This is a genomic window from Mangrovibacterium lignilyticum, assembly GCF_010882175.1.
Lineage (GTDB): Bacteria > Bacteroidota > Bacteroidia > Bacteroidales > Prolixibacteraceae > Mangrovibacterium > Mangrovibacterium lignilyticum.
Genome location: NZ_WKLH01000002.1, coordinates 550,892 through 563,433, shown reverse-complemented (window position 1 = coordinate 563,433; position 12,542 = coordinate 550,892). Strand labels below are relative to the sequence as shown.

General features: G+C 43.0%; 13 protein-coding genes. 3 read left to right on the top strand and 10 right to left on the bottom strand.

Annotation, left to right across the window (positions count from 1 at the left end; genetic code table 11):
* Window positions 1-13: 13 nt before the first annotated feature.
* The 4 genes from GJV22_RS09710 to GJV22_RS09695 form a co-directional block, all read right to left on the bottom strand.
* Window positions 14-1,006, bottom strand: a complete 993-nt coding sequence (locus GJV22_RS09710; RefSeq protein WP_163712307.1) for a DUF4381 domain-containing protein — start codon at window positions 1,004-1,006, stop codon at window positions 14-16.
* Between the two features lie 3 nt (window positions 1,007-1,009).
* On the bottom strand, window positions 1,010-1,834 hold the full coding sequence (locus GJV22_RS09705; protein WP_238480308.1) for a DUF58 domain-containing protein: 825 nt from the start codon (window positions 1,832-1,834) through the stop codon (window positions 1,010-1,012).
* A 143-nt stretch (window positions 1,835-1,977) separates the two neighbouring features.
* Window positions 1,978-2,319, bottom strand: coding sequence for a four helix bundle protein (locus GJV22_RS09700; protein ID WP_163712302.1), 342 nt, complete (start codon window positions 2,317-2,319; stop codon window positions 1,978-1,980).
* 39 nt (window positions 2,320-2,358) lie between these two features.
* The gene (locus tag GJV22_RS09695; RefSeq protein WP_163712300.1) at window positions 2,359-3,354 is read right to left on the bottom strand and encodes an AAA family ATPase; all 996 of its coding nucleotides are present in this window, start codon (window positions 3,352-3,354) and stop codon (window positions 2,359-2,361) included.
* 179 nt (window positions 3,355-3,533) lie between these two features.
* Here GJV22_RS09695 and truA point away from each other — a divergent pair, with 179 nt between their 5' ends.
* Window positions 3,534-4,304, top strand: coding sequence for a tRNA pseudouridine(38-40) synthase TruA (gene truA / locus GJV22_RS09690; RefSeq protein ID WP_163712296.1), 771 nt, complete (start codon window positions 3,534-3,536; stop codon window positions 4,302-4,304).
* A 2-nt stretch (window positions 4,305-4,306) separates the two neighbouring features.
* Here truA and GJV22_RS09685 read toward each other — a convergent pair whose 3' ends face one another.
* Together GJV22_RS09685 and GJV22_RS09680 are read right to left on the bottom strand one after the other, a co-directional pair.
* Complete coding sequence (locus GJV22_RS09685) at window positions 4,307-5,173, bottom strand: transglutaminase-like domain-containing protein (protein ID WP_163712293.1); 867 nt, start codon at window positions 5,171-5,173, stop codon at window positions 4,307-4,309.
* A 27-nt stretch (window positions 5,174-5,200) separates the two neighbouring features.
* Complete coding sequence (locus GJV22_RS09680; protein WP_163712290.1) at window positions 5,201-6,070, bottom strand: nucleoside phosphorylase; 870 nt, start codon at window positions 6,068-6,070, stop codon at window positions 5,201-5,203.
* A gap of 157 nt (window positions 6,071-6,227) precedes the next feature.
* Between GJV22_RS09680 and GJV22_RS09675 the strand changes: the two genes are divergently transcribed.
* Together GJV22_RS09675 and GJV22_RS09670 are read left to right on the top strand one after the other, a co-directional pair.
* The gene (locus GJV22_RS09675; RefSeq protein ID WP_205461814.1) at window positions 6,228-7,043 is read left to right on the top strand and encodes a prohibitin family protein; all 816 of its coding nucleotides are present in this window, start codon (window positions 6,228-6,230) and stop codon (window positions 7,041-7,043) included.
* 61 nt (window positions 7,044-7,104) lie between these two features.
* Entirely contained in the window at window positions 7,105-7,596 is a 492-nt protein-coding gene (locus GJV22_RS09670; protein ID WP_163712287.1) for a PaaI family thioesterase, read from the top strand.
* Here the strand turns inward: GJV22_RS09670 and GJV22_RS09665 are convergent.
* The 4 genes from GJV22_RS09665 to GJV22_RS09650 all read right to left on the bottom strand — a co-directional run bounded on the left by GJV22_RS09665 (window position 7,593) and on the right by GJV22_RS09650 (window position 12,353).
* The gene (locus tag GJV22_RS09665; protein WP_163712285.1) at window positions 7,593-7,865 is read right to left on the bottom strand and encodes a hypothetical protein; all 273 of its coding nucleotides are present in this window, start codon (window positions 7,863-7,865) and stop codon (window positions 7,593-7,595) included. The genes GJV22_RS09670 and GJV22_RS09665 overlap by 4 nt on opposite strands.
* A 164-nt stretch (window positions 7,866-8,029) precedes the next feature.
* Window positions 8,030-9,211, bottom strand: a complete 1,182-nt coding sequence (locus tag GJV22_RS09660; protein WP_205461813.1) for an AGE family epimerase/isomerase — start codon at window positions 9,209-9,211, stop codon at window positions 8,030-8,032.
* A 20-nt stretch (window positions 9,212-9,231) separates the two neighbouring features.
* Window positions 9,232-10,416, bottom strand: a complete 1,185-nt coding sequence (locus GJV22_RS09655) for a glycoside hydrolase family 130 protein (protein WP_163712279.1) — start codon at window positions 10,414-10,416, stop codon at window positions 9,232-9,234.
* Between the two features lie 107 nt (window positions 10,417-10,523).
* On the bottom strand, window positions 10,524-12,353 hold the full coding sequence (locus GJV22_RS09650) for a sodium:solute symporter family protein (protein WP_163712276.1): 1,830 nt from the start codon (window positions 12,351-12,353) through the stop codon (window positions 10,524-10,526).
* Window positions 12,354-12,542: the final 189 nt, after the last annotated feature.

The following is a 12,542-nucleotide window of genomic DNA, read 5'->3' as shown; positions in this document are numbered from 1 at the left end:
ATGCTAATAGTCGTTATTTCATTTCAACATCTTCACCTTCCCGTTCATCCTTAATTACTGCTTTTTTATCTTCAAGCTTTGTTTCATTTACAAAGAAGAAAGCATTCATTAAGGTGAGATTGTGATCATCAGGCAATGGCTGGTATTTGGCAAATTTCACCAAATCGGATAAACTGAGGATGTCTTTTAGCTGGCTTTTCGACTTATCTGTTAGCAAGTCTTTTTGCCGTTTGAAAGCCTCCAGCGTTTCGTCAGTTGTATATTCCATTGCGTTGATATGGAAGCGCTCGTCGATGTATTCTCTTAAGGTATCAGAAACATCGCTGTAGAACATTTTAATTTCGCCGGGTTCGAGCCAGTGTTTCTCTTCTTTAATGCGTTCCAGTTCGCGCAACGCGATCACGTGCGGTGCCTCTTTCGGTTTGGCCGGTTTGCCAAATACCGGTTTGTTTTTCCTGCGTCGCTGGATGTAATAGAAGATGAAAAAAGCAATGGCCAAAATAAGAATGGCCCCTAAGATGTAGGGCGATGCCTCGGCCAAAGTAACTGGTGCGGCATATGGTTGCTTAATATCGGTTGGTCCTTTGGTTGTATCCAATGGCATGGAATGAACAAAGAACTCCGCCGGCAAGGTCTCCAAATCCTGCTGCATATCATTCTGAACCAGTTTAAATTTGAAAGCCGGAATAACCTGTTTACCGGTGTCAAAACTTGTGATGGTCAGATTTTTAATGATTTTCAGCTGTTCGCTGTTGTCCAGTTTGAACGTATCCAGTGGCGATTGTTCAATAACTTCTATTCCTCCTTCAATCGTGTCTGGTATCTGAGGAAATTCAACCTGAGCATCGTTGGGCTGGTCCAGTTCCAACCGAAGCTTAAACTGGTCTCCAATCAGGACATGGGTTGAATCAATCACAGCTTTCACTTTGACACCCTGTGCCATGGCAGAGGGTTGGAATAATCCGAGCAGACCTAAAAGAAGTATTGTAATTTTTATTCCTCTCATACTTTATGCTTTTAATCCCCGCTTTTTAAACAAGGTCATCAGGGATCTGACATAGTCCTCTTTTGTGTTTATATTGGCGTAGTCAACTCCACTTTTCTTAAACGACCAATCCAATTTATTGCTGATTTCTGTCCACCACTGCTCGTAGCTTTCACGAACCTTTCGGCTATTGCTGTCAACCCAAATATATTCACCGGTTTCAGCGTCTTTTAACTTGATCATCCCAATAGGAGGGAGACTGGCTTCCCGTTCGTCGAAAATGCGCAGGGCGACAACATCGTGCTTGTTATTCGCGATGGTTAGCGCTTTGTCAAATCCAGTTTCACCATGAATAAAGTCTGAAATGATAAAGCAGGTACAGCGCTTTTTAATGGCGTTGGTCATGTATCGCAAAGCTTCGGTAATATTCGTGCCTTTATTCTCGGGTTCGAAATCGATCAACTCCCGAATGATTCTGAGGATATGCGATTTCCCTTTCTTGGGCGGGATGAATTTTTCAATCGTTTCCGAAAAGAAGATGACTCCAATTTTATCATTATTCTGAATGGCAGAGAAAGATAAAATGGCTGAAATTTCGGTAATCACATTCTTTTTAAATTTCTCGAATGATCCGAAATCCCGCGAACCGCTGACGTCAATCAACAACATGACGGTCAACTCACGTTCTTCCTCAAAGATTTTGATGAAGGGCTTGTTGTAACGGGCGGTCACATTCCAATCGATATTGCGGACATCGTCACCAAACTGGTATTCTCGCACCTCGCTAAACGCCATCCCGCGGCCTTTAAACGCCGAGTGATATTCGCCGGCAAAAATATTGCGGCTCAATCCCCGGGTTTTGATCTCAATCTTTCGGACCTTTTTTAATAATTCTGTATGTTCCAAGCTACCTAACTTATTGGTTCAACTACTTCACTTATTCTATCGGTATAAATTCCAAATTCCATAATTCAAAAATCAATTAAAAAATATCAACGACTTAGTTTTGTAATGATTGCGGAAATAATCTTTTTCAGTTCATCTGTTTCCCCAATCAAATCATGAAGCTCTTTTGAGAATTCCCGATTTGTATTCTCCAAAATTGTCAGCCAGTAAATCGTTTCTTTGGCTTCCTTTCGGGCAATTCTCATACGAAATAACTTGTCCTTGTCGCCTAGAGACTCATTTGCCTCAATGTAATTTGAACCGATCGAACCGGAAGACCTGACCACTTGCTTGAAATCTTCAACATTGGAAGTATTTCGAGGCAAATTTTTCAATTTTAATCGAATGTCGATCGCAAATTGAAGGCACCTGTTTTCAAGTTCGTTCATTTTTTGATCTTTGTTCCTTGATATTTGGAATTTGTTCCGCTACGGGACTTCAATTGTGTTCAAAATATCAGTAATGATCTCTTCCGTTGTAATATTGTTGGCTTCTGCTTCATAGCTTAAGCCGATCCGGTGGCGCATCACGTCGTGCGATACAGCACGCACATCTTCCGGGATAACATAGCCACGACGTTTGATAAACGCGTAAGCTTTGGCTGCCTGAGCTAAGCTAATGCTGGCACGGGGCGAACCTCCGTACGAGATCATATCAGCATATTTTTCCAACTTGTATTCCGATGGGGTACGCGTTGCAAAAACAATGTCAACAATATATTTGCTGATTTTCTCATCCAAATAGACATCTTTAACCACGTCGCGAGCCTTGATAATGGCTTCGGGTGACAAAACAGTTGATGGTATTGGAAATTGTTTCAACAGGTTTTGCTGAATAATCAGTTTTTCCTCTTCCTTTTGCGGGTATTTGATCACAACTTTCAACATGAAACGGTCGACCTGAGCTTCCGGAAGCGGATAAGTACCTTCCTGCTCAATCGGGTTTTGCGTTGCCATTACCAGGAATGGCTCCTGCAGCTTGAATGTTTTATCGCCAATGGTAATTTGACGTTCCTGCATGGCTTCGAGCAGTGCTGACTGAACTTTTGCCGGTGCACGGTTAATTTCATCAGCCAATACAAAGTTGGTGAAGATCGGTCCTTTTTTGACAACAAACTCTTCATTTTTCTGACTGTATATTAAAGTCCCCAGCAAGTCGGCAGGGAGTAGGTCGGGTGTAAACTGAATGCGGGCAAAGTCAGCATCAATGGTTTTCGCCAATGTGGTTATAGCTAAGGTTTTTGCCAATCCGGGCACACCTTCCAATAAGATGTGGCCTCCCGATAATAAACCAATCATCAAACTTTCAACAAGGTGTTTTTGTCCGACAATGACCTTGTTCATTTCCATGCTGATCAGGTCTACAAAAGAACTTTCTTTCTCAATTCTTTCGTTGAGCTCACGAATATCAACTGCTTGATTCATATTATTAGATCTATTTTATATATTTTGGTTGACGAAATTAGTGCATACTTGTCCAAAAAAGGGTATAACTTTGTTAAAAGTTGTTAAGTTAAAACCAGCTAAAAGAGCTGTAAAATTAATAAAAACAGGGTGACAGGGAAGCGCCCGGTTCTATTTTTTATCTTTAAATAAATCATAAATTGAAACAACGATATTTTGTTGAATTGGCCTATAACGGAACGCGTTTTCACGGGTGGCAAATTCAACCCAATGCGATTAGTGTTCAGGGGGAATTGGAGCATGCTTTGAGTACAATTTGCCGCGAAAAAATGGCGGTTACCGGTGCGGGAAGAACTGATACCGGAGTGCATGCCAATTACTATGTTGCGCACTTCGAAACCGAGAAGACAACCTTGGACGATCCGTCGTTCACATACAAGTTGAACAGCTTTTTAGGGAAAGACCTTGTTATATACAAAGTGACTAAAGTTGATGCGGAGGCCCATGCCAGGTTTAGCGCCGTGTCGCGAACCTACCATTATTTTATCAACCAGCGAAAAGACCCGTTTGCTCAGGAATTATCCTGGTATTTCAGTCATCCGTTAGATGTTGATTTGATGAATAAGGCTTGTGAAGTTCTTTTTGAGTTCGAAGATTTCACCAGTTTCAGTAAGCTTCACACGGATGTGAAAACCAATAATTGCAAGATTTATAAGGCTCAATGGACCCGGGACGGTTTCAATTTGCAGTTCACTATAAAAGCAGATCGCTTTCTGCGCAATATGGTTAGGGCGATTGTAGGAACCTTGGTGAGTGTGGGGCAAGGCAAGTTGACAATAGATGATTTTCGTAACATTATTGAGGCCAAAGATCGCGGCACTGCAGGGTTTTCGGTACCCGCACAAGGACTTTTTCTTACTGATATTTGTTACCCAGAAACAATGTTTGTGCGATCGAACGAAGGATGCTGAACTTACAATAAGTCAGAAATGGAGCTCAGATCATTTACTTTCTCTTTATACCCGACAGCTTCGTAAGCTTCAATCAGGTTGGCAAGCAACAATTTGATTATTTTCCGATCTTCGCATGGTGTTTGAAAAAGCATCTCATCGATTTTTTCATTCTTTTTCATGAAAAACTCGATTTCTTTTCTGCCGATAATCGCACCATTATTGGCCGGATTGATATAAAATAAAACTGGTGAATCGTAATCTTCGCCATGCGTCTTTTTTGCTAACTCGGCATCAACATAGGCCACCAGTGGATTTTGAGGAAAATCGATTAATTGAACCGGAAATCCCAGGTCGCGGGCAATAATTGTGTAAAGTATGGCCAGTGAAACCGGGTTGCCTTTCTTGGTCTCAAGCAACAGGTTTAAATAGCAATTTTGCGGTAATGTAGGATTGGAATGGTTAATGGCAAACTTGTTGACATCGTACAAAATGTGATTCAATACAGTGATCTTTTCAATTGATGTCAGCCTGTTATTAATCTCCAACCAAACATCGCTGCTAATCTTTTTGAGCTGGCTCTGAATGTTTTTCAGTTTTAAATCAGGATATTGATATTGGCTGATCAGGAAAAAACCTTCAAACAAATCAACTTCCTCCTGGTTGGTCCAGCTTTTTATCTTCTTGCTTGTTTCCCGAAACTGGATTTGTTGAATGAGGTCTTCAATGCGGTTTTGCATTAACTCATCCAGGCTGGTTTCCCAAATGTGCTCCAATTCTTCAACCTGCAAAGCATCCTCCTTCAACAGTTCTTTCTCCACCATTTCAAATACCGCTTGATCCGGGTCATCTAAAAGGCTAATTAGGGCTTGAAGTTTTTCTGAATCCATAAGCTTAATGTATTGGTTGAAGATAGATTATTCTGTCAATTTATCCAAAACCAGTTGAATGAGCTTTTTCATTTGTGGTTGATATTCGCCGTTTGCACTTTTGCTAAGTCGGTTTGCAATAATCAAGCACACGGTTAAGGCATGGTGTCCGAGTAAAGCCGATAAGCCGTAAATAGCCGAACATTCCATTTCGTAATTGGTAATTTTTTGATTGTGGTAGCTGAAGCTTTCAATCTTTGAGTTGATATTGGGATCGACGATTGGCAGACGCATCACCCGACCTTGAGGGCCATAAAAACCCGGTGCGGAGATGGTGACTCCTGAAGTAAATTCACCATTGTCTATTTTATCAAATAACTCGTCCGATGCATTGACAACGTATGGTGAAGTCAACAACATATTCCAGTTAACATGTTTTTTGAAATGATCCTCAAAGTCCAGATCAGCTACAGAGTTGCGGCCTGCATAAAAGTTCAGCAATCCGTCAAAGCCAATCGCTTTGCGTGAGATAACAAAGGAGTTCACATCCAAGAACGGCTGAAGGCCTCCTGAGGTGCCAATTCGAATGATGTTCAGACTTCGTTTCTGAGCCTTTTCCTTCCGGCTGGTAAAATCAATATTGACCAATGCATCCAGTTCATTCATGACAATATCAATATTGTCTGTACCGATTCCCGTTGAGATGACTGTGATGCGTGTTTGTTTGTACAGGCCTGTCATACTCACAAATTCGCGGTTGCTCACTTTAAACTCAATGCTCGAAAAATACGATGCAATCATGTCAACCCGTCCCGGATCCCCAACAAAAATGACTTGGTCTGCAACTTGTTCCGGTTTTAAATGAAGATGAAAAATACTTCCATCGGGGTTAATTATGAGCTCTGAAGAACCAATCATAGATCATTCTGCTTTTGATTATGGTCAAAGCTAAATAAAATTAATTCGTCTGTCAAAGTATTATTTTGATCAGTTTGAACGAACTTGTGGAATGGCTTTTGTTTAATTGACGGCAATTGCTTAATATCGTATAATTATATATTGAAAACTTACAAGAATGAATACTTTGAAAAAATCCTACTTGATTATTATTGCAGTCGGCGTTTTGTTGCTTATTTTCTTCGGAAGCAGTATGTTTTATACGCTACAGCCCGGTGAGCGGGCAATTATTTTTAAGCCTTTTAACGACGGATTGGATAAAGAGAATATCTATTTACCCGGATTTCACGTGGTTGCTCCATGGAACGATCTGATTGTTTATGATGTGAAAGAGCAGCAGCGTGAAGAAACGATGGATGTTTTGGACAAAAACGGGCTGTCAATCAACATGGATGTATCTGTACGGTTTAATCCGATTTACGGCAATATTGGTACCCTGCACGAAGTGTTTGGTAAACGTTATGTCGATCAGTTGATTATTCCAGAAACGCGTTCAATGGTACGGCAGGTAGCCGGTCGATATACCGCTGAAGAAATTTATTCGACTAAACGCAGCGAAGTTGAACAGGCGATTATTGATGAAACAAAGATTATTTTGAAAGAAAATAACATCGATATGCGTGCCTTGTTAATTCGTTCAATCAATCTACCAGACCAGATTCGTGTAGCGATCGAAAATAAACTGAAAACTGAACAAGAAGCATTGGCGTACCAGTTTCGTTTGACTCGTGAAACTTCCGAGGCAGAACGTAAGCGCATCGAAGCAGAAGGTATTGCAGCATTCAACCGAATCATCAATTCAAGTTTGACCAATAATATATTGACCCAACGGGGAATTGAAGCCACTATAGACCTAGCTAAGTCGCCGAATGCGAAAGTTATTGTTGTGGGAAGTGCAAAAGACGGTTTGCCTTTAATACTCGGAAATAACTAGACGATATAAATGCGGTCGGGAAGCTTTTCCGGCCGTTTTTCTTTTCTAACTCTTTTTGGTCATGAGAAAAATAGTTAATGCTCATCGCAACGATGATCCCGAATTCTATCAATGTATTGGTTGCTCACCGCACAACACGATTGGCTTAAAACTTGAATTTTGGGAAGACGGAGAAGAATTGTATGCTGAATGGGAACCCAAAGAGCAATTTATGGGTTGGGTGAATGTGCTGCATGGAGGTATAAAGGCAACGATGTTGGATGAAATATCAGCTTGGGTTGTTTACGTGAAATGTGGGACAGCCGGAGTGACAACAGCGTTGAATGTGAAATATAAAGAGACCGTTTATACGAATGCGGGCAAGCTTGTTTTGCGGGCTAAACTGCTGGAACAACAAAAGCGGTTGGCTAAAATTCAAGCTCAACTATTTAATTCAGAAGGAAAGTTATGCACCGAAGCAGAAGTCACTTATTTTATCTTTCCTGAACGGATTGCCCGCGAGAAATTTCACTATCCCGGAGTGAATGCTTTTTTTGAAGAGGCAGACGCTTAGTCCATTTTTTCCATGAGGTGGGTTGATTTTTGACGAACCACCGATTTAAAGCCGGAATCAGATTCTAAAACTTTGGTTTCTTCTTTCGGATTTATGTAAAGCGTTTTTTCTTCCTCCGTTTTTTCAACAGCTGTTTTTGTCAAAACTTGCTCCTGTTTAGCAGGCGTAGGATCTGCGTCAGGCTGATTTTTCTGAGTCAACTCAATATTTTGAGACATTTTCAAACCCAGCAAATAGAATATTGAGGAGGTTAGAATAACTGCTTTCATGGTGTCGGATCAAAATTTCCCTAAAAATAGGTTTTTCTGAGCGCCACGAATAAAAATTTCGTTAAAAATATTTAATAAGCAGACAAACAGATGTTTTATAGCGGTAAAACATGACAAAAGGCAGGAAATGTGAAAACATCAATTTCATATTTCCTGCTTTTTGTTTAATTCCTAAGTTTATTGATCCGACTAATTAGTTCGAGGCAAAACCGCCCATTATGATAGGGGCACTTCCATTCATCAACTTTTGCATTAGGATAGGGAACACCTTCTTTGTTGACAATGGCGTACCATTCTCCATGTTCATGGTCGACAAATTTAGAATCGATTAATTCCCAAGTTTTCACAGATGCGTTTAGGAACTTCTCTTCGCCCGATAACTGCCAGGCGTTGAAAAAACCAACAACAGCTTCGGCTTGCGGCCACCAGTGTTTGTCCGAATCCAGAATTTTGCCGTTTTCACCTTCGTAAAAAATGCCGCCGTCGGTGTCTGTTCCATTTGTCAAAACTTGTTCTGCCATTGCTACTGCGATCTTCTTCGAACGTTTCAGGAGTTTTTCATCTCCCAATACCTCGGCTGCTTCGTAAATCAGCCAGCTTCCTTCAATGTCGTGGCCAAAAGAGCGGTGTTCCGACTTCAGGGTCCAATCCAAATCAAAGAACAGGTTGAAAGAAGCGGCTTTTGCATCGACAATCCGGTCCAGAAAAACTTCGAGCGTATGCTGTAGCTTTTCCTTCAGGTCTTCATCTTTCCAAATGCGGTAGAGGTTGGTGTAAGCTTCCAGAATGTGCAGGTGCGTGTTCATCGACTTTTTCGTGTCCATGTCCTTTTCACTTAATCGTTGATCGCCTACTTCTTTCCAGTCAGCCGAAAGGGCTTCGATATATCCGCCGTGTTCCGGATCGAATCCGTAGCGCTCCAATATCCAAAATAAGCTAATGGCCAGTTGTTTGGCTTGTTCAATGCCAACAGCCATATAATATTCGCTCAATGCATAAATGGCAAAAGCCTGCGCATACATTTGCTTTTTAGTATCCAGTGGCTGGTTGTTTCCATCGATACTCCAGTAGATTCCGCCATTTTCCGGGTCCCAAAAGTCTTTGATCAGAATATCGTACGATTTGGCCATGATTTGCAAATAGCTTTCATTCGGAAATTGGCGGTATGCTGCTGCGACGGTCCAAAGGATGCGCGCGTTGATGATGGAGGCCTTCAGGTACTCCGGATGGGCGATTTCATCGTTGTCGATTTTCCCGATAAATTGGCCGGAGGCTTTGTCGAAGACTTTTTCCTGCCAGTATTTTAAGATATTGTGCAGCAACTCTGTTTCGAGTTGCTGCTTCATGCTGTTTAAATTCATGCGAACTAATATTTTCCTTTATTCTGATCGATCAGCGCATTGATTGTATTGACGCTTTCGGCTGACCGGAGCTTATCTTCCGGTGTGTTTAGCACATAATCCAATAAACGATCAATGCTGCTGGTGGCTACATGCATACGCGTGTCCGACGAGGCGTAGTAAATAAACACTTCATCTTTTTCGTTGCAAATCCACCCGTTGGCGAATAATACGTTCGAAACATCTCCGATACGCTCTTCACCTTCCGGAGCCAGGAAGTAGCCTCCCGGACGAGCGATTATTTTCGATGGATCTTCTAAATCAGTCAGGAACAGGTAAAGCACATAGCGCAAGCCGGCCGCACAGTTTCGAACGCCGTGTGCTAAATGCAACCAGCCTTTCTTTGTTTTCAATGGCACAGGGCCCTGTCCGTTTTTCAATTCTTTGATGGTATGGTAAACTTTCCCATCAATTATATCTTCCTTGAAAGCTTCAGCCTTGGTGATGTCATCCACCAATCCCCAGCCAATACCGCCACCGCCGCCAACGTCGATGAAGCCATCCTGCGGTCGGGTGTAGAATGCGTATTGGCCATTTACAAACTCGGGATGCAGAACAAGGTTCCGTTGTTGTCCGCTGTGTGAGATAAAATCGGGCAGACGCTCCCAGTTTACCAAATCTTTCGTGCGGGCAATTCCACCGTCAGCAGTGGCAGACGACGTGTCGCCGGCGGGAGCTTTCGGATCCTTGCGCTCAGCGCAAAACACACCGTAAATCCAACCATCCTCGTGTTTGGTGAGGCGCATGTCGTAAACATTCGTTTCCGGAATTTCTGTTTCCGGTAAGGTAATCGGACGCTCCCAGAACCGCCAGTTGTCGATGCCATTCGGGCTTTCGCAAATCGCAAAAAAGGATTTGCGATCCCAGCCTTCAACCCGAACAGCCAGCAGGTATTTGCCATCCAGATAGATTGCTCCGGAGTTGAACGCTGCGTTAATACCAATTCGCTGCATCAGGTATGGATTGCTGTCGTAGCTCAGATCGTACCGCCAATGCAGGGGCGTGTGTTCGTTGGTTACGATCGGGCGTTTGTAGCGTTTGTAAATACCATTGAAATTTTTGACCGGCTTGTTTCGTTTCGTCAGGAAGCTTTCGTGCTGTTCCTGCAGCTTCCGCAGTCTTTTCTTAAATTCTTTTTCTGTGGGTTTCATAATTCTACTTCAAATTACTTTTCTTACTGTTTCGATAAGTTGTTGTTGATATGAGATCAGTCAGCTCCCGTTGGGTGGGGAAGCTGACTGAGTATTTTCTTTCGTACTTAATTTTCCGGCAGCTTGTCCCACCAGGTCTTTTTGAGGATTACTCCGCAAACGATTGATATAATGATGGTGATCCAGATCGGGACTGTATCGCTTAGAACAATGTAGATCGGTAACGCAACCAAAGCTGTTTGGGCAATCGTGCCGATGACGACGTTGAACATGTCGAGCTTGAAGTTTCTATTGGGTTCGAAAGTTGGATCTTCGGCCATGACTTTTGCTTTGATTGGTCCCCAAAAACCCCATGGACGAACTGTGCGGTAGAATTCCTTCAGCACGGCTTCGTCGGTTGGCTTGGAAAGGGATGTACCCAGTAGAGCACCACTAACCGATATTAAGAGCAACCAGGGGAAATAATAGAGATCCAGTGTTTCGGTAAAGATGTACGGAAAGATCAGGGCCGGAATCAGGCCGGCGACCATTCCCCAGAAATAACCGTAACCGTTGAATCGCCACCAGTACCATTTCAAAACGTTTGATACCACATAACTACCATACAACGCAGACACGATCCATTGAAGCAGGCTGTTCACGTTTTCGGCAAAAATACCAAAGATGATGCTGACGATCACAACGATAATCCCGGTGGCGTAGTTGATGTTTTTAATTTTATCGTTGGGCGCTTCGGGGTTGACATAGCGCAGGTAAATGTCGTTAACCACGTAGGCCTGCGCGGCATTCAATGTTCCGGCAAAGGTTGAGTTGAACGCCGCCAGCAAGCCGGCCAGCAGCAGCCCCATAAAGCCAACCGGAACGAACTCGGCAATGGCAGAGGGTAGAATTTGCTCAAAGTCGATCTTTCCGGCAACCATCAGGTTCAGCCGGTCGAAATAAAGAATTCCCAGGACTGCAAAACCGGCAATCATGAAGTAGCGAATCGGCATCAGCACAACCGACACAAAGGCGCTCATTTTAGCGGCATCTTTCGGATTTTTGGTCGACAGAATTTTTTGCATGTCGTAGGTTGGCGCCGGTCCGGCAATAGAAACCAGCAGCCCTTTGAAGACCATCATCATAAAGAAGATGGTGAACAGCGAATAACCATCGCTGGCAATCTTGTTGTTGACCTGGTCGATAATTCCCCGCCAGTCGAGGCCATCGAGTCGCCACCCAAAGAAGGGGGTTTTCCAGCCATCGGGCACGTTCAGCGTTTCAACCGTCAGTGCTTTCATGGCCAGTACGCCAATCAGGATGGCCGAAATGGTCATGATGATGTATTGCAAAACGTCGGCCCACACAATACTGGTCATTCCACCTAAAACCGCATAAAAGACAGCAAACAGGGTGAAGGTGATTCCATAAACGTGAGGAACGTAGGCCTCGGAAACGGTGAACGGCACATAGGGAGCAACAACATCCCAGGGGATGAAGATCATCACGAATTTGCCTAAGCCGATGAACCCGTAGGCCAGGTAGCCAAGGCAAAGAATGAGCGCGAAAATGACGACGACTCCATGCGATAAATTACTGTCCATCTTCCGCCCGAAACGCGTGTTGATCCACTCGGCTCCGGTCGTTACATTGGAGCGGCGAAGCCAGATACTCAGGAAGACCATTAAAAAGACCTGGTTAAAAACCGGCCACAGCCAGGGAATCCAGATACTCTTCAACCCGTAAACAAATAGCAGGGTTACCAGCCACATGGTTCCGGAAATGTCGAACATGCCGGATGCGTTGGACAAACCAAGCATGTACCAGGGTAATTTGTTTCCGCCAAGAAGATAATTGGATTTGCTCTTTTGAGCTACTTTTTTCAAGACCAGTCCGATAACGACTGTCGATACAAGATACAACGCAATGATGATTACGTCTGTAATTGTCAGATTCATTAGTTGGGGTTTATAAGTTGTGCGCTAAAAATAGTAATAATTGTCATTATAAGGCGGTGGAGCTGCTGGTTTTTGTTCCGTTCGGTGCGAAAAAATAAGTGCAATCCCATCTGATTGATCACGAAACTGAAAAAGATGCAAATTTTGACAAACAAGCCGCAAGTTTTTGAATAAATTGGTGTCAAAAAC